This is a genomic window from Bacillus cereus group sp. BceL062 (assembly GCF_051780025.1).
In the GTDB taxonomy this organism is placed as follows: domain Bacteria; phylum Bacillota; class Bacilli; order Bacillales; family Bacillaceae_G; genus Bacillus_A; species Bacillus_A toyonensis.
The window spans coordinates 39,969-58,421 of the sequence record NZ_JBPWGY010000018.1; the positions used below are offsets into that span (position 1 = coordinate 39,969).

The window sequence follows — 18,453 nt, forward strand, 5'->3', positions numbered from 1 at the left end:
TGTGGTTTTAGCGGAATAACCTCCCACGTTTACGCTTTTTTTCCAGGGATAACCTGAGGATGCGCGCCATCCTTTTATTTTAAAAAACGATAATCATTTACGATAATAAAGGTTGCGAATTGGAATTCCAGACCCGCAACCTTTTTTAAAAACAAATCGAATTAGTCTTCGATAACGATGCCCATACTGCGTGCAGTACCTTCAACCATACGCATTGCAGCTTCTACGCTAGCAGCGTTTAGGTCAGGCATTTTAGTTTCAGCGATTTCGCGTACTTTATCACGCTTAACAGTTGCCACTTTATTACGGTTTGGTTCACCAGAACCAGACTCAATACCAGCTACTTTCTTAAGAAGAACAGCAGCAGGAGGAGTTTTAGTAATGAAAGTGAATGAACGGTCCTCAAATACCGTAATTTCAACAGGGATGATAAGACCAGCTTGATCTGCTGTACGAGCGTTAAACTCTTTACAGAAGCCCATGATGTTAACACCTGCTTGTCCTAATGCTGGACCAACTGGTGGAGCTGGGTTAGCTTTACCTGCAGGAATTTGAAGCTTTACCATTTTAATTACCTTTTTAGCCACGAGACACACCTCCTTAAGTCCGTGATGTGGTCAATTGGACAGTGATTTGCCCTCCCACGTCATATTTTATCTGTAACGATAAAATCTTTCAAAAAACGTCTCCGATAACGAAGACGTACTGACTTAAAAGATATTATCACTTTTTACAATTCATTTCAAGTTTCATTTTATAATTTTTCAATTTGATGGAAGTCAAGTTCAACTGGAGTCTCGCGACCAAACATATCTACAAGCACACTAACTTTTTTCTTCTCCACATCAATTTCTTCAATAGCACCTGTATAATCTGCGAATGGTCCCTCATTTACACGTACTGTCTCATGAAGTTCAAAGTCGAAATCAACCACTTCATTGTCCATTCCCATATGCTTCATAATGGTAACAACTTCCTCTTCTAATAGAGGAGATGGTTTAGATCCAGAACCTGAAGAACCAACAAAACCTGTTACACCCGGTGTATTACGAACAACATACCAAGAGTCATCAGTCATGATTAGTTCCACTAACACGTAACCTGGGAACACTTTTCTTTTCATTATTTTTTCTTTACCATTTTTCATTTCTACTTCTACTTCTTCTGGGACAACAACACGGAAAATTTTATCTTGCATACCCATTGATTCTACACGTTTCTCTAGGTTTGCCTTTACTTTATTTTCATATCCAGAATAAGTATGGACAACATACCAACTTTTTTCCATTCATTTAGGACGAGCGTCCTTCCCTCCCTGACGTACATTTTTTTGCGCAAATGAAAAAACCCGTTCACCGGGCTTTTACACAGTTCTTATAAATAACATTATATCATGGATAAGTGCTTCTTATTCAAGAATTAACCAAGAATTAACCGAATTAAAGAAGAAATGCCCATATCAACTACTGCGAAGAAAATCGCAAAGAACACAACTGTAGCGATAACAGTCGCTGTTGAGCGGAGTAATTCATCTTTTTTAGGCCAACTTACTTTTTTCATTTCGCGACCTACATCGCCGAAAAAGTTCGTTAAACGCATCTGCGGGACCTCCAGTGTATTATTTATTTTGTTTCCTTGTGAACTGTATGCTTATTGCATGTTTTACAAAACTTCTTTATCTCAAGTCGCTCTACTGAGCTCGTATCTTTCATCGTAGAGTAGTTTCGATTTTTACACTCTTCACATGAGAGTACAACTTTTTTCCTCATTAGTTACACCAGCCTTGTAACATTATGTCCCTAAAAATGTATCATACAACAAAAGACAATGTCAATGTCATGACTCTCACTCTCGTTACAAAAAGAAAACAGGTGAATTAATTTACACCTGCGTTACTTTCTATGAATTTAAAGTTGTACTCTCTCTCATTTCCATATATCGTTCCAATTTTCTCTTCACCCGCTGTAAAGCGTTATCAATAGATTTCACATGTCTATTTAACTGTTCCGAAATCTCTTGATAAGAGCGGCCATCTAAGTATAAAGAAAGTACTTTCCTTTCTAAATCGCTTAATAATTCAGATATTTTAGACTCTATGTCGGTATATTCTTCTTGACTAATGATCATCTCTTCAGGATCAGTCACCTTCGCTTCGGAAATAACATCCAATAACGTTCGATCAGATTCCTCATCGTAAATCGGCTTATCTAAAGACACATACGAATTTAAAGGAATATGTTTTTGTCTTGTTGCTGTTTTAATAGCGGTAATAATTTGTCGAGTAATACACAGTTCAGCAAATGCTTTGAACGAAGACAGCTTGTCCTCTTTATAATCACGAATTGCTTTAAACAATCCAATCATACCTTCTTGAACAATATCTTCTCGATCGGCACCCACTAAGAAATAAGATCTTGATTTCGCGCGAACAAAGTTCTTATATTTATGAATTAAATATTCTAGAGCGTCAGTATTACCTTTTCGAACTAACTCAACGATTGCCTCATCCTCTAAATCACGAAATGTAACGTCGCCTACACTTACGAAGCCTGCTTCCACCTTGATCCCTCCGACCGCTATTTATTTAGCAATATTATACAGTAAAAAGACAAAGAGCGTCAATGCTTCAACGCTCTCCTCTTCTTAATTTTTCTAATTTTTCTGTAATATCCTCACTAAATATCTTTCGCATGGCAGGTTGTTTTTCTTTCGTGTCTTTTGTACGTCTTCTTACTTGTTGTTCCATCGCTTGTACTTCTAACTCTAATTCACGCGCAGATTTCCGAAGGGCACCTTGCGCAAATATAACCCATTGTTCCGTATAATCAGAAGTCGCAACATATATTTGTGTATTTATATTTCTAAGCTCAATCGCAAGTTTCTCTATCTTTTCGTCCGCAGTTTGATTTTTGCGCGTGAATATTACTTCCACTCGCGATTGTTTCATCTTTTTTTCAATACCGTGGACTGTATAGGCATCAAAGACTATCATTACTTTCGTTCCTGTATATCCTTGATAATCCGCCATCTTATCAATAAGCGCGTCTCTTGATGATTGCAAATCTACATCCCGTAGTTTTTTCAAGTCTCCCCAAGCTCCGATAATGTTGTAACCGTCAACGATTAAAATATCGTTCATTTTTTATTTACCAATTTCGTGACGTTTACGATATACCTCATACATTAACAAACTTGCAGCTACTGAAGCATTTAAGGATGTAACTTTACCAACCATCGGTAAAGTAATTAAGAAATCACACTTTTCACCAATAATACGACTCATACCTTTTCCTTCACTACCAATTACTAATCCAATCGGCATTTTACCATCTAAATTACGGTAATCCGTTTTTCCTTTGGCATCTGTACCAGCAATCCAAAGTCCGCGTTCCTTCAATTCATCAATTGTGCGAGATAAGTTAGTTACGCGCGCAACTGGAATATATTCAATTGCTCCTGTTGATGCTTTCGCAACTGATGCTGTAAGTCCTACAGCCCTTCTTTTCGGAATAATAACCCCATGAGCTCCTGTAGCATCAGCAGTACGCATAATAGAACCTAGGTTATGCGGATCTTCAATTTCATCTAAGATTAAGAAAAATGGATCTTCATTACGTTTCTCTGCTACTTTGAATAAATCTTCTAATTCAGCATACTGGTATGCAGCTACTTGAGCAATTACACCTTGATGATTACCCTCAACTAATTGATCTAACTTCTTCTTTGGTGCATGTTGTAAAATAATCTTATTTTCTTTCGCTAATGCTAGTACAATCTGCACTTGCCCTTTGGCAGCACCTTCCGCGATCCAAATTTTATTAATATCTCTCCCTGATCGTAACGCTTCAATTACAGGGTTACGTCCGATAATATATTCACTACTCATGATGATGTGCCCCCTTCCTTTTCTTCTAAAACTGTAATTGCCTTATATACAATTTCGTCTAATCTTTCACGATTATTTAATAAGTGATGATAACCAATTAGCGCTTCAAAGGCTGTACTATGTCGATATGTTTGTACATCCGTATTTTTCGGAACGGTACCTGAATTTGCATTACGCCCTCTTCTTAATACCGCCTCTTCTTCCTCTGTCAAAAATGACGTCTCTAATAAATGATAAACAACTTTCGCCTGTGCTTTTGCCGAAACAAAGCTCGTCCCTAAGCGATGTAATTGATTAGGACGAACCTTTCCTTTTTGAAGGAGGTGATAGCGGATATATTGTTCATATACCGCATCACCCATATATGCTAACGCTAAGCTGTTTAATTGCTTTGCATCAATCATTCTTATCCTCTTTTCCATCTTGTACCTTGTGCGGTATCTTCTAAAATAATATTACGTTCTTTTAAATCATCGCGAATTTGATCAGATAATGCGAAATCACGATTTTTACGAGCTTCAATACGCTTTTGGATAAGCGCCTCAATTTCCTCATCAAGCAATTCTTCTTTTGCTAATTCTAATCCTAAAATATCGAATAATGTTTCAAGTTGTTTCACGTATGCTTCAATTACAACTTTAGAAGTATGTTCTTCTAATAAATATTGATTTGCGTGATTTGCTACATTATATAATTCAGTAATCGCATTAGCAGTATTGAAGTCATCATCCATTGCTTCTTCAAATGCAGCCTGGAATTTTTCCATCTCAGCTAACCATTTCTCATTATGATCTGTTAAATTTGCGCTACTTTCCATACGATGCTTTAAGTTACCGTAAGCTGTTTTAATTCTTTCTAGCCCGTTATTCGTACTTTGTAATAACTCTTCACTAAAGTTAATTGGATGACGGTAATGTACTGATAGCATAAAGAATCTAATTAACTGTGGATCATATTGCTTAATGATATCGTGAACTAAAATGAAGTTTCCAAGTGACTTAGACATCTTCTCATTATCAATATTAATATATCCATTATGCATCCAGTAACGTGCAAATGTTTTTCCAGTCAACGCCTCGGACTGCGCAATTTCATTTTCATGATGAGGAAATGCTAAGTCTTGACCACCAGCATGAATGTCAATTGTATCCCCTAAGTACTTACGTGCCATCGCTGAGCATTCAATATGCCACCCTGGACGTCCTTTCCCCCAAGGGCTTTCCCAGAAGATTTCTCCCTCTTTTGCAGCTTTCCATAAAGCAAAGTCAAGAGGGTCTTGTTTCTTTTCTCCTACTTCAATACGTGCACCATGACGTAAATCAGCGATTGGCTGATGCGATAATTTACCATAACCTTCGAATTCTTTCGTTCTAAAGTACACATCACCTTCTGATTCATATGCATACCCTTTATTCACAAGTTCTTGAATAAATTCAATAATAATATCCATATTTTCTGTTACACGCGGATGAACTGTTGCATGTTTGCAACCTAGTGCGGTTACATCTTCAAAATATGCTTCAACGAAACGGTCAGCAATTGTCGGTACATCTTCACCTAATTCATTTGCTGCTTTAATTAATTTATCATCTACGTCAGTAAAGTTAGATACATACTGCACTTCGTACCCTTTGTATTCTAAATAACGGCGTACTGTATCGAACACCATAGGGGGTCTCGCATTCCCAATATGGATGTAGTTATATACTGTAGGACCGCAAACATACATCTTTACCTTATTTTCTTCTAATGGAATAAACTCTTCCTTTTGACGTGTTAGCGTATTATAAATGTGAATAGTCATTTTTATCCTTCCTTTCTACCTTTACTTCAAGTTGCTTTTTCAATTTATCAAGTTCTGCTTCCATAACCTTTAATTTATCAAAAATCGGATCCGGAAGATCGGAATGATTTAACTCTTGACCAATCTTCACTCCATTTTGAATAACGACTCGGCCAGGTATACCTACAACTGTAGAATGCGCAGGGACTTCTTTTAATACAACGGATCCTGCTCCAATTTTAGAATTCTCTCCAACAGTAATTGAGCCTAGTACTTTAGCACCTGTTGCAATTAATACATTATCCTGAATTGTAGGGTGCCTCTTTCCCTTTTCTTTTCCCGTACCACCTAATGTAACACCTTGATAAATTGTTACATTATCACCAATCTCACACGTTTCTCCAATTACAACCCCCATTCCATGGTCAATGAAAAAATGACGACCAATTGTTGCTCCTGGATGAATCTCAATGCCAGTAAAAAACCGACTAACTTGTGAAATCCAACGTGCAATAAAAAAGAAATTCTTTTTATAAAAAGCATGTGCAATTCGATGGGCCCAAACTGCATGTAATCCAGAGTAAGTCAAAATGACTTCAAAATAACTTCGTGCCGCTGGATCCTGTTCAAAAACGACTTCAATATCTTCCCGAAGCCTCTTAAACATCGATGTCCCCTCCCCTTTATGGGCTGCTTTTTCGAGTGAACTAACTCCCTTAACTCCCCACTTATCCTCTAAATCTTTATACAAGGAGATCAAACTTATACTTATACCCACTTTTACGGTATAAAAAAAGACGCCTCTGTCATATTGACAGAGACGCCTTTTAAGCGCGGTTCCACTCTGTTTAGGCTAATAAAAAAGCCTCAAACTCATCCATGATAACGGTGTACACCGCTTCTGCTTACTTTACGCCCTAAGACATTTCACGAAACAATTCGTTGTTCAGCAGAAGACTCGAAGGGGCATTTCAAAAATCCGCTTATAAACCACTTCCAGCCTAAAGGTGGTTCTCTCTGTAAAAAGCCTGATTTTCTACTTCTCCTTCTCGTCGCTTTTCCTTATTAGATTTTAAGTATACTTATTATATTTCTAAACCTAGAAAATGTTAACCAATTACTTTTTGAAGACGATTTAAAACTTTTTCTTTCCCAAGAAGTGCAATCGCATTAGGAAGCTCTGGACCATGTGTTTGACCAGTAGTAGCAACACGGATTGGCATAAATAAGTTTTTACCTTTATGCCCTGTTTCCTTTTGAACTGCTTTAATAGCTGCCTTAATCGCTGCAGGCTCCATCGCTTCGAGAGCTTCTATTTGACCAGCAAATGCACGAAGTACTTCGGGTACCTGTTCACCATTTAACACTTCTTGTCCTTCTTCTTCATAATCAACATGATCTTTAAAGAACATTTCAGAAAGCTCTACGATTTCAGCTCCGAAACTCATTTGGTCATGATATAAAGCAATTACATCACGAATCCAAGCTTGTTCTTGTTCACTTAAAGTTTCGCCCACACGTCCAGCTTTCACTAAATGCGGTAAACTTAACTCTACAACCGTATCTAAATCTTGCTTTTTCATATACTGGTTGTTCATCCATTTTAATTTTTGAGAATCAAATAATGCAGGTGATTTTGATAAACGAGCTGCATCGAACATTTTGATGAACTCATCTTTAGAGAAGATTTCTTCTTCTCCTACCGGCGACCAACCTAGTAGTGCAATAAAGTTAAAGATTGCTTCTGGAAGATATCCTAGCTCTTTATATTGCTCAATAAATTGAATAATAGATTCATCACGTTTACTTAACTTTTTACGGCTTTCGTTAACAATTAGGGTCATATGACCGAATTGTGGGATGTCCCAACCGAAAGCTTCATAAATCATCATTTGTTTTGGCGTATTTGAAATATGATCATCGCCACGAAGCACATGTGTAATCTCCATTAAGTGATCATCTACTGCTACCGCAAAGTTATAAGTTGGAATTCCATCTTTTTTCACGATAACAAAATCACCGAAATCATTTGAATGGAATGCAACTTCATCTTTTACGATGTCTTTGAATGTGTAATCACGATCAGCTGGTACACGGAAACGAATACTTGGAATACGTCCCTCAGCTTCAAATTCTTTCATTTGTTCTTCAGTTAAATCACGATGGTTACCTGCATAACGAGGTGTTTCACCACGAGAAATTTGTCCTTCACGCTCTGCTTCCAGCTCTTCTTCTGTCATATAACATTTGTAAGCTAAACCACGCTCTAATAAATCTAGATATAATTTTTTATAAATATCTAAACGCTCTGTTTGACGATATGGTCCGAATTCACCACCAACATCAACACCTTCATCCCAGTCCATACCGAGCCATTTCAAGTATTTTAATTGGCTTTCTTCTCCACCTGCAACATTACGTTTTACATCAGTATCTTCAATACGAATAATAAACTTACCATCTTGATGACGAGCAAATAAATAATTAAATAATGCCGTACGCGCATTTCCGATATGTAAGTGTCCTGTTGGACTTGGCGCATAGCGCACTCTCACTTGCTTTTCCATAATTGGTACACCTTCCATTCTTAATGTCAACACATTCTATAATTGTACAACAAAAAAATGTGATTATCCATCTTACGAATTAAAAACCATTATTTTTTCTGTAATAATACCACTGCTTGAGAAGCAATTCCTTCTTCTCTACCTGTAAATCCTAATTTTTCTGTTGTTGTTGCCTTTACATTAATGTTATCTATAGACGTTTCTAACAGTTCACTAATACGTTTACGCATACTTTCAATATGCGGTGCCATTTTTGGCTTTTGAGCAATAATTGTACAATCTAGGTTTCCTAGCTCGTAACCTTGTTCGCGTACAAATTCCCAAACCTTTTGTAGTAATATAGCTGAATCTGCATCTTTAAAGGCAGGATCAGTATCAGGAAAATGCTTTCCAATATCTCCTGCTGCAATTGCTCCTAGACATGCGTCAGCAATCGTATGTAACAATACATCCGCATCTGAGTGACCGATTAATCCCTTCTCATGAGGAATTGTAATTCCGCCGATAATTAACGGTCTACCTTCCGCAAATTCATGTACATCAAAACCTTGTCCAATTCGAAACATTCTTTACATCCTCCTTGAGCTAAACCACTGAGCTTTATGACTCTATATTATATCGATATCCTTACAAAGAAAAGCCCGGCTATTGCCGAGCTTTCCTTTGTTATACACCATCACGGCTATTTTTTCTGAACATGAAGGAAACTTTCAGCAATTAGTAAATCCTCTGGAGTCGTCACTTTAATATTATAGTAACTCCCCTCTACTACACCTACTTGCTTACCAATGCGTTCTACGAGACTTGCATCATCTGTACCAAGAAAACAGCTCTGTTTTGCACTTCTATGAGCTTCTAACAAAAGCGAAACAGAGAACCCTTGCGGTGTTTGTACAGCCTTAAGCTGAGATCGTTCTACCGTTTCGACAACAACACCTTGCTCTACTTTCTTCACTGTATCCTTTACTGGCACTGCACAAATGGAAGCCCCATATTTTTCTGCTGCTGTTAATACATCTTGAATCACTTTATTCGTTACGAATGGGCGCGCTCCGTCATGCACAAGAACGTATTTCACATCACTTGCATGCTGAATCGCGTTATATACACTATCTTGTCTTTCAGCCCCACCTTGAATAAATTGCACCTGTTTTTCAATCGGATACTTCTGCATTAATTCTTCAAAATACGGGCGTTCCTCTTCGTTAATTGCCATAACAATACTTTTGCACGCCTTATCTCTTTCAAAAGCACGTAATGTATGCACGATAATCGGTACTTCATTTATAAGTAAGAACAACTTATTTTTGCCAGCACCCATCCGCTTTCCTTGACCGGCTGCCGGAATAATTAATGTATACATATTAATAATCCTCTACCTATAATGCTTTTTCTAATAATTTACGTTTTGCGAAAATCATACGACCAGCCGATGTTTGTAATACGCTAGTAACTAGTACATTAAGTTGCGAACCTACATACTCTCTACCATCTTCTACTACAATCATCGTACCATCATCTAAGTACGCAACACCTTGGTTTTGCTCTTTACCATCTTTCACAACATAAACACTTAATTCTTCGCCAGGGAGTACAACTGGTTTAATTGCATTAGCTAAATCATTAATGTTTAACACCGTTACTCCTTGTAATTCAGAAACTTTGTTTAAGTTAAAATCATTTGTTACTACAGTTCCACCGGTGATTTTAGCTAACTTTACAAGTTTGCTATCCACCTCTTGGATATCCTCGAAATCGCCTTCATAAATTTCTACCGGAATCGGCATCTCTTTTTGAATACGATTTAAAATGTCTAGTCCTCTGCGACCACGATTACGCTTTAAAGCATCAGAGGAGTCGGCAATATGCTGAAGCTCTTCTAATACGAATTGTGGAATTACAATTGTTCCTTCTAAAAACTTCGTTTGGCAAATATCAGCAATACGTCCATCAATAATTACACTCGTATCGAGAATTTTCCAATGAGCCGTAGATTTTTCTACCTCTATCTCTTCGTTCTCACTATTGTTTTTCTTCTTACCTCCGCGTTGGGGTAATGTAAATAATCCTAGCAATTCATTCCTCTTTTTAAATCCTACTTGGAATCCTAAATATCCAAGTAAAAGAGTAAAGAACACTTGCAATACTGTGCTAATAACCGGAATTGTAAATTCACGAATTGGTATTAAAATTAAATATGCAACAATGAGACCAGAGATTAACCCTAATGTACCAAATAAAACATCTGCTACAGGCGCCTTTACAAGAGCCTCTTCAATATGCTTAATAAGTTGAACAATATAATCTACAAGCCAAAATGTTGTTAAAAATAAAATAATTGCACCAATAATTGCACGAACATACGATCCTTCCAATAAAGGAACAGCACCGATGTCTAATACATTAATAACTTTTGGGATTAAGTAAATCCCTAACGCTCCCCCGATTACTAGAAAGAAGAGCTGTACGATCCGTTTTAACATCCAACCACCTCCTACTCATTATTAACCATTGTTTCGCTAATCAAAACGCCGAATGCAAAAGCGGACGTGTTTTTTTATAAATAGTTTTATTTACCAATATATCATATCATATACCAAAAATGTTCTAGTGTCGTTATATTATGGAATCAATGTAATATTCTTAATTGTGTCTACTCATATAGAGATGCTCTTGAATTCTTTTTAAGCCTTCTCGTATTTTCTTCGCCCTTACTTCTCCAATTCCTTCCACATCATCCAATTCATGAATAGTCGCGCGACAAACACCTTGCAACGTTTTGAATCGATTAATTAAATTTTCAATGATAAGTGGCGGAACACGAGAGATTTTGCTTGTGATTCGATATCCCCTTGGCGTCACACTTTCTTCTAAACTCGTTTGCCCTGGGTAGCCAAGTAATTTAACTAAATCACTATCCTCTAAAAGTTGTGTATTTGCAAGGTCCTGCAACTTTTTCAAAATTTGATGATGGTCTTGTGTTTTTTCTTGGTGATAATCTTTGATTAATAATGCTGCCTCTGCCTCTAAATCAGCTAGTAGTTCTGTAAGTTGTAAACGGATTAACCTACCTTCTGTTCCTAGCTCATGAATATAGCTCAGTATTTCATTTTTAATACGCAGTACCATTTCAACACTATGTAAAACGTGAACGACCTCGGACATTGTAACGACCTCTTCAAATTCTAGAATACCCAAATTCGTAATACCATCATTCCATACAGCCTTATATTTTTCTAACGTTTGAATAGCTTGATTTGCCTTTGTTAAAATAACCCCTATATCTTTTAGTGTATAACGTAAGTTCCCTTGATATAGCGTAATTACGTTACGTCTTTGTGAAATAGCTACAACAAGGCTACCCGTCTGCTTCGCTACACGTTCTGCTGTTCGGTGACGCATGCCTGTTTCAATAGAATCAATAGATGCCTCTGGAACTAACTGTGCATTTGCTATTAAAATTTTACTTCCCGTTTCATTTAAAATAAGTGCCCCGTCCATTTTTGCTAATTCATATAAACTAGCAGGAGAGAATGCACAATTAATGTGAAAACCGCCATCAACAATACTTTTAATCTGCTCATTATATCCAAGAACAATTAGTCCTCCTGTTTGTGCGCGAAGTACATTATCTATCCCTTCGCGCAGTGGTGTCCCTGGGGCCACGAGCTGTAAAATATTAATCATACTTTTGACACGTTGCTTATTTTCTTCCATAGCCTAGCCTCCTAATGTCAAACGAAGCGCTTCTCCTAAATTAGAAACACCTACAACCTCAATCCCATCTGGAATTGTCCATCCTCCTAAGTTTTTTCTAGGAATAATAACACGTTGAAATCCTAATTTAGCCGCTTCTTGTACACGTTGTTCGATTCTTGATACTCTTCTTATTTCTCCAGTTAATCCTACTTCTCCTATTACTGCATCGGTTGGTGCCGTAGATTTATCCCTAAAACTTGAGGCTATACTTAAAGCCACTGCTAAATCAATTGCCGGTTCATCTAATTTCAAACCACCAGCTACTTTTAAATATGCATCTTGATTTTGCAATAGTAAGCCTGTTCTTTTTTCTAATACTGCCATAATAAGCGAAACACGGTTATGATCAATTCCCGTCGCCATTCTTCGAGGATTTCCAAAACTAGTAGGGGAGATTAAAGCTTGTATTTCTACTAAAACCGGTCTTGTTCCTTCCATTGAAGCAACTACCGTTGACCCTGCAACACCAACCGGCCTTTCCTCAAGGAAGATTTCAGAAGGATTTAAAACTTCCGCAAGACCAAGCTCTTTCATTTCAAAGATACCCATTTCATTCGTGGAACCAAAACGGTTCTTCACAGCTCGTAAAATACGATACGTATGGTGTCGATCTCCCTCAAAGTAGAGAACTGCATCGACCATATGTTCTAACATACGAGGTCCTGCAATTGCTCCTTCTTTTGTCACATGCCCGACGATGAAAATAGGAATTCCTTTTGTTTTTGCAAGTTTCATTAATTCCGCTGTACATTCACGTACTTGTGCCACACTTCCTGGTGCTGACGTCACTTCAGGTAAATGTATCGTTTGAATAGAATCAATAACAACAAAAGCTGGATTCATTTCTTCAATATGTGCTGCAATACGCTGCAAGTCTGTCTCTGCTACAACAAATAGATTGCTACCCTTTACATGCAAACGATCTGCACGAAGTTTAATCTGCTTTGCCGACTCCTCACCCGATATGTATAATACATCATATGAAGAATCTGCTAATTGCGATGAAATCTGTAATAGTAATGTTGATTTTCCAATCCCAGGGTCTCCACCAATAAGTACTAAGGACCCATCTACAATTCCGCCACCAAGCACACGGTTAAACTCTTGAAATTCCGTTTCAATACGTGCCTCAGACTTTGTTTCTACTTCAGTAAGACGTCTTGGTTTTGTTACTTCCGTTTGAATTGCATTCGCGTAATTAAGGCGCCTTGATGATACAACTGGTTCCATCTCTTCAACAAGTGTATTCCATTGACCACATCCGGGACATTTACCCATATATTTCGGTGACTGATAACCACATTCTTGACATATAAATTTCGTTTTCTTTTTAGCCATACCTTTTTATAGTTCACTTCACTTTCGTCTATAAACGTTTATCCTTCTCGTACAAGAAAGAGGGCTATCGCGTAGCCCTCTTTGTTTGTCTATACTTATTTTACCTTTTCCGCACTATGAATGACAAATGATTCTCCTTCTACATCAAAGATAACTTTTTGTCCTTTCTCAATAGCACCTTTTAAAAGTTCTTCAGATAGTCTATCTTCTACATGCTTCTGAATTGCCCTACGAAGCGGACGAGCACCGTACTCACGATCAAATCCTTTATCAGCAATAGCAGAAATTGCCCCTTCTGTTAATTGCAATTCGATTTCTTGTTCTTTTAAGCGATTCACTAACTGATTTACCATAAGAGTTACTATTTCTTGAATATGTTTTTTCTCAAGCATATGGAATACGATAATTTCATCAATACGGTTTAAGAATTCTGGACGAAATGCTTTTTTCAGTTCATCCATTACTTTACCTTTCATATCCGAATAATCGCGGCTCTCATCTTGTACGTTAAATCCAAGATACTTATTACGTTTTAATGCATCTGCCCCAACGTTAGATGTCATAATAACAATTGTATTACGGAAATCTACTGTACGTCCTTTAGAATCGGTTAAACGACCATCTTCTAATACTTGTAGTAAAATATTAAACACATCCGGATGAGCTTTCTCTACCTCATCTAATAAGACAACTGAATATGGCTTGCGACGAACTTTCTCTGTTAATTGTCCACCTTCTTCATATCCAACATATCCTGGAGGAGAACCAACTAAACGGGAAGTAGAATGCTTCTCCATGTACTCTGACATATCGATGCGAATCATTGCATCTTCATCACCGAACATAGATTCTGCTAGTGCTCTTGCAAGTTCTGTTTTACCTACACCTGTTGGCCCTAAGAAAATAAATGAACCAATTGGGCGCTTCGGATCTTTTAATCCTGCTCTCGCACGACGAACAGCTTTTGCTACAGCTACTACCGCTTCATCTTGACCAATTAAACGATCATGAAGAATGGATTCTAAGTTTAATAATTTATCAGTCTCTGTTTGTGCAAGTTTAGAAACTGGGATACGCGTCCATGTAGAAACGACATTTGCAATATCTTCTACCGTAACCTCTGAATTTTCTTTTCCTTGTTGCTCTTTCCATTGACGTTTTGTATCTTCTAACTTCTCTCGTAAGCGTTGTTCCATATCACGTAAAGATGCAGCCTTTTCAAATTCTTGACTTTGTACAGCCGCATCTTTTTCTTTTCGAATCTCCTCAAGCTTCACTTCAAGCTCTTTTAAGTTTGGTGGTGTTGTATAAGAACGTAAGCGAACTTTTGAAGCAGCTTCATCAATTAAATCAATTGCTTTATCCGGTAAAAAGCGATCTGTAATATAACGATCTGAAAGTTTTACAGCTGCATCAATAGCGTCATCTGTAATAGATACACGGTGATGCGCCTCATAACGGTCACGTAAACCTTTCAAGATTTGAATCGATTCTTCTAAACTTGGCTCATCAACATGAATTGGTTGAAAACGTCTTTCTAAAGCCGCGTCTTTTTCAATATATTTGCGATACTCATCTAAAGTTGTCGCTCCAATACATTGTAACTCTCCTCGTGCTAAAGATGGTTTTAAAATATTCGATGCATCGATTGCACCTTCTGCTCCACCTGCACCAATTAATGTATGAAGCTCATCAATAAATAGAATAATATTGCCTGCTTGGCGAATTTCATCCATCACTTTCTTTAAACGGTCTTCAAATTCACCGCGATATTTCGTTCCAGCTACTACTGTACCCATGTCTAGTGTCATAACACGCTTATCTCTTAAAGTTTCAGGAACTTCATTATTTACAATTTGCTGTGCTAATCCTTCTGCAATTGCCGTTTTACCTACACCAGGCTCACCGATTAATACTGGGTTGTTTTTCGTTCTACGGCTTAACACCTCAATTACACGTTGAATTTCTTTACCACGTCCAATAACAGGGTCTAAGCGATTTTCACGTGCAACAACTGTTAAGTCCCTTGCTAAACTGTCAAGTGTCGGTGTATTTGCATTTGTTGCTGAACCACCTTGATGACCTGAACTAGCTTCATTACTTCCAAGAAGTTGTAACACTTGTTGTCTCGCTTTATTTAAACTTACACCTAAATTATTTAAAACACGTGCCGCTACACCTTCACCTTCACGGATTAAACCGAGTAAAATGTGTTCTGTTCCAACGTAAGAATGGCCTAGCTTACGCGCTTCATCCATAGATAATTCAATAACCTTTTTGGCACGAGGTGTATAATGTACAGTTTGAGAAGCTTCTGTTCCACGCCCAATTAACGCTTCTACTTCTTTTTGAACTTTCTCTGGACTTAATCCAAGAGCAATTAACGCTTTTGCTGCAATTCCTTCACCTTCGCGTACAAGCCCAAGTAAAATATGTTCTGTTCCAATATTATTATGCCCAATACGAATGGCTTCCTCTTGAGATAAAGCTAATACTTTCTGTGCTCTTTCTGTAAATCTTCCAAACATCATAGAAATCGCCTCCTACTTGCGCTTAGTTTTTTTCAATACGTAATCGCTCACGGATTAAGGTTGATCTTCGATAATCTCTTTCTTCTGGCCCTAAAGGTCCTCCTGCGTATTGTTGTAAAATGCCCGGTTGAGTAAGAACCATTAACTCCGTCAAAATATTTCTCGATATACCTTTTATATATCCTAGATCAATACCAAGTCGTACATCTGATAAGCAATTAGCAGCTTCTGCAGATTGAATTAAACGACTGTTTGCTAGTATGCCGTAAGAACGATAAACCTTATCTTCAAGTTCAATACTTGAATTTTGTACAATTAATTCTCTAGCCATTTTTTCTTGCTGTATAATTTGTTGAATGACACCTTTTAAATCTGCAATAATATCTTCTTCAGACTTTCCTAGCGTCATTTGATTTGACACTTGAAATATATTACCTAACGCTTCGCTACCTTCACCGTATATTCCTCTTACTACTAACCCTAATTTTTGAATTACTTGTATAATACGGCTAATTCTTTTTGTTAAAACCAGTCCCGGTAAATGAATCATCACAGAAGCTCTTAACCCTGTGCCAACATTAGTAGGACAGCTTGTAATATATCCAAGTGATTCATCAAAAGCGTATTCAACTTCTTTCTCAATCCAATTATCTATTTGATTGGCGCTTTGAAGCGCCTCTGATAACTGTAATCCTGAAAATAGGCACTGAATCCGAATATGGTCTTCTTCATTAAGCATAACACTAATATGTTCACTTTCTGATAGTAGACATGCTCCATATTCTGTCCCTGCAAGATTTGGACTAATTAAATGCTTTTCGACTAAAACTCTCCTTTGAAGAGGGGTTAATTCATTCATCTTTAATAGTCCAAACTCCCCAAAGGACCCTACTGCTTTATTTATAAATTTCTTTTTAAATAATTCATGAATCTGTTTAGCTTCTTCTTCGTTTTGCATAGTAGAAAATTGATATTGTTTAAAATTACGAGCCAAACGAATTCGACTACTTAAAACAATATCAGAATCAGGGCCATCCCCCTTCATCCATGGACTAATCGCTTCATTCATAATTTTGTCCAGTGACATAGAACTATTCCCCCTCTCTATGCTCACTAAGATGTATTTCAAGACCTCGAATCTTATCTCTTACCTCTGCAGCTTTCTCAAATTCCTCTTTCTGTACGCATTGTTTCAGAATGAGTTTTAGTTCATCTAATTCTTTCTTTAAGTGGATATTTCCTTCTATACGTTCCGGAATTTTTCCACAATGATCTGTATGCCCACCATGAAGACGTTTTAATAGTGGCTTTAAATGCTCCTTAAATGTATCGTAGCAAGAAGAACAGCCAAAACGTCCCACTTTTGTAAATTGTTCATATGTCATCTTACAATCTGGGCATCTTACTATATTTGCATTTGAAAATCCATTTTTTCCTTCTTCAAACATTGTTGATTCACCGTGTAATAAACCAGCGAATAAATCATGAAATGAAAAGTTAGACTGCGATGATTGAAAGAAAGACGTATAGCCACTTTGCTCTGCACATTGCTCACAAAGATGAACTTCCGCCTTCTTCTCGTTAATTACTTTTGTATAATGTAAAGTCGCTGGTCTTATATTACAGTTTTGACAAGTCATCACTATCCCCACCTTTACAACAGGAACGCTCTATCTCATGATACTTTTCATACATTACTAGATTGTTCGCTTTCCTGAATCCGTTTAAATAAAAGTGCATGTTCTTTTTCAAAACTTCTATAACATTTAACTGCTTTATCTTAGTCATCATTCTTTTACAAAAGCTATATTTATTTATATTTCAGTGTTCTTAACATTGCGCATAATATTCGAGCCCTAAGTTCATCTCGAGAAGGAACATCCATTGATAATACAGAACGATCTATTACGCTTAACATCAGTTTCGCTTCACGATTTGTTATGATTCCCTCTTCTATTAAACGTATAATCATGCTTTCTGCATTCCCTTGCGCAACACTATGATCAATCATATGAAGCATTTGATCAATAATGTCTATATCGTCATGCAGTTTGACTTTTATAATGCGAATGTAACCTCCTCCACCACGTTTACTTTCTACTACAAATCCTCTTTCTAACGTAAAACGGGTATTGATTACATAATTGATTTGAGATGGTACGCACTCGAACCGATCCGCAATCTCATTTCTCTTAATTTCAATCACATTATTATTGCTTAAGTCAATAACTTGCTTTAGATATTGCTCAATGATATCAGATATATTTCTCATTTATCCGCCACCTTTATTGACTTTGACTATCTTTGACTTTAATTATATACGTATTAATAAAATTTGCAACTCTTTTGCTTATTCACTATCCTAGCCACATTCTCCTGTATTTAATCAAAATATTAATACTTTAAACACATTTTTTTATTACTATGGATTATAAAATAAAACACGAAAAAACACGAGTCATTTGACTCGTGTTTTAGTTGCTTGGCGACGTCCTACTCTCACAGGGACAAGGTCCCAACTACCATCGGCGCTAGAGAGCTTAACTTCCGTGTTCGGTATGGGAACGGGTGTGACCTCTCTGCCATCAT

Annotated in this window: 20 protein-coding genes, 1 rRNA gene and 1 other annotated feature; all 21 genes read right to left on the reverse strand. The window is 37.2% G+C overall.

Going from position 1 to position 18,453, the window contains the following annotated elements:
* Positions 1-161 precede the first annotated feature (161 nt).
* Positions 162-587, reverse strand: a complete 426-nt coding sequence (rplK, locus tag ACS2MN_RS28630; RefSeq protein ID WP_001085872.1) for a 50S ribosomal protein L11 — start codon at positions 585-587, stop codon at positions 162-164.
* Positions 588-754: 167 nt separating this feature from the next.
* Positions 755-1,288 carry a transcription termination/antitermination protein NusG gene (gene nusG / locus ACS2MN_RS28635; RefSeq protein ID WP_000415793.1) on the reverse strand — a complete coding sequence of 178 codons (534 nt, stop codon included), beginning with the start codon at positions 1,286-1,288 and terminating at the stop codon, positions 755-757.
* A gap of 131 nt (positions 1,289-1,419) precedes the next feature.
* On the reverse strand, positions 1,420-1,599 hold the full coding sequence (secE, locus tag ACS2MN_RS28640; RefSeq protein WP_001241321.1) for a preprotein translocase subunit SecE: 180 nt from the start codon (positions 1,597-1,599) through the stop codon (positions 1,420-1,422).
* 23 nt (positions 1,600-1,622) lie between these two features.
* A complete protein-coding gene (gene rpmG, locus ACS2MN_RS28645; protein WP_012260172.1) occupies positions 1,623-1,769 on the reverse strand; it encodes a 50S ribosomal protein L33 in 147 nt (48 codons plus the stop codon).
* Positions 1,770-1,899: 130 nt separating this feature from the next.
* Positions 1,900-2,559 carry an RNA polymerase sporulation sigma factor SigH gene (locus ACS2MN_RS28650; RefSeq protein WP_000387198.1) on the reverse strand — a complete coding sequence of 220 codons (660 nt, stop codon included), beginning with the start codon at positions 2,557-2,559 and terminating at the stop codon, positions 1,900-1,902.
* 67 nt (positions 2,560-2,626) lie between these two features.
* Positions 2,627-3,139, reverse strand: a complete 513-nt coding sequence (locus ACS2MN_RS28655) for an NYN domain-containing protein (protein ID WP_000997879.1) — start codon at positions 3,137-3,139, stop codon at positions 2,627-2,629.
* Positions 3,140-3,142: 3 nt separating this feature from the next.
* Positions 3,143-3,886, reverse strand: a complete 744-nt coding sequence (gene rlmB / locus ACS2MN_RS28660) for a 23S rRNA (guanosine(2251)-2'-O)-methyltransferase RlmB (RefSeq protein WP_000093761.1) — start codon at positions 3,884-3,886, stop codon at positions 3,143-3,145.
* Positions 3,883-4,290, reverse strand: a complete 408-nt coding sequence (locus tag ACS2MN_RS28665; protein WP_000564266.1) for a Mini-ribonuclease 3 — start codon at positions 4,288-4,290, stop codon at positions 3,883-3,885. The genes rlmB and ACS2MN_RS28665 overlap by 4 nt, the downstream gene beginning before the upstream one ends.
* A gap of 2 nt (positions 4,291-4,292) precedes the next feature.
* Positions 4,293-5,690: a cysteine--tRNA ligase gene (gene cysS, locus ACS2MN_RS28670; protein WP_000152262.1), complete on the reverse strand. Its 1,398-nt coding sequence runs from the start codon at positions 5,688-5,690 to the stop codon at positions 4,293-4,295.
* Positions 5,671-6,336, reverse strand: a complete 666-nt coding sequence (gene cysE, locus ACS2MN_RS28675; protein WP_000476498.1) for a serine O-acetyltransferase — start codon at positions 6,334-6,336, stop codon at positions 5,671-5,673. Before cysE ends, cysS begins: the two co-directional genes overlap by 20 nt.
* Positions 6,337-6,482: 146 nt before the next feature.
* Positions 6,483-6,731, reverse strand: a binding site (T-box leader).
* Between the two features lie 47 nt (positions 6,732-6,778).
* The gene (gene gltX / locus ACS2MN_RS28680) at positions 6,779-8,236 is read right to left on the reverse strand and encodes a glutamate--tRNA ligase (protein ID WP_000415160.1); all 1,458 of its coding nucleotides are present in this window, start codon (positions 8,234-8,236) and stop codon (positions 6,779-6,781) included.
* 89 nt (positions 8,237-8,325) lie between these two features.
* Positions 8,326-8,802, reverse strand: a complete 477-nt coding sequence (ispF, locus tag ACS2MN_RS28685; protein WP_000488380.1) for a 2-C-methyl-D-erythritol 2,4-cyclodiphosphate synthase — start codon at positions 8,800-8,802, stop codon at positions 8,326-8,328.
* A 116-nt stretch (positions 8,803-8,918) separates the two neighbouring features.
* Positions 8,919-9,599: a 2-C-methyl-D-erythritol 4-phosphate cytidylyltransferase gene (gene ispD / locus ACS2MN_RS28690; RefSeq protein WP_088054621.1), complete on the reverse strand. Its 681-nt coding sequence runs from the start codon at positions 9,597-9,599 to the stop codon at positions 8,919-8,921.
* Between the two features lie 16 nt (positions 9,600-9,615).
* Entirely contained in the window at positions 9,616-10,719 is a 1,104-nt protein-coding gene (locus tag ACS2MN_RS28695) for a PIN/TRAM domain-containing protein (protein ID WP_000919680.1), read from the reverse strand.
* A gap of 160 nt (positions 10,720-10,879) precedes the next feature.
* A complete protein-coding gene (gene disA / locus ACS2MN_RS28700) occupies positions 10,880-11,953 on the reverse strand; it encodes a DNA integrity scanning diadenylate cyclase DisA (protein WP_000392164.1) in 1,074 nt (357 codons plus the stop codon).
* Between the two features lie 3 nt (positions 11,954-11,956).
* Entirely contained in the window at positions 11,957-13,333 is a 1,377-nt protein-coding gene (gene radA / locus ACS2MN_RS28705) for a DNA repair protein RadA (RefSeq protein ID WP_001085199.1), read from the reverse strand.
* 95 nt (positions 13,334-13,428) lie between these two features.
* Complete coding sequence (gene clpC / locus ACS2MN_RS28710) at positions 13,429-15,864, reverse strand: ATP-dependent protease ATP-binding subunit ClpC (protein WP_000971171.1); 2,436 nt, start codon at positions 15,862-15,864, stop codon at positions 13,429-13,431.
* A 22-nt stretch (positions 15,865-15,886) separates the two neighbouring features.
* Complete coding sequence (locus ACS2MN_RS28715; RefSeq protein ID WP_000050835.1) at positions 15,887-16,951, reverse strand: protein arginine kinase; 1,065 nt, start codon at positions 16,949-16,951, stop codon at positions 15,887-15,889.
* 4 nt (positions 16,952-16,955) lie between these two features.
* Positions 16,956-17,504 carry a UvrB/UvrC motif-containing protein gene (locus ACS2MN_RS28720; RefSeq protein WP_000128388.1) on the reverse strand — a complete coding sequence of 183 codons (549 nt, stop codon included), beginning with the start codon at positions 17,502-17,504 and terminating at the stop codon, positions 16,956-16,958.
* 170 nt (positions 17,505-17,674) lie between these two features.
* Positions 17,675-18,136 (reverse strand): transcriptional regulator CtsR, encoded by a 462-nt coding sequence (gene ctsR, locus ACS2MN_RS28725; RefSeq protein ID WP_001244560.1) that lies wholly within the window; start codon positions 18,134-18,136, stop codon positions 17,675-17,677.
* Positions 18,137-18,344: 208 nt separating this feature from the next.
* A 5S ribosomal RNA gene (gene rrf / locus ACS2MN_RS28730) occupies positions 18,345-18,453 on the reverse strand; the annotation flags it as partial.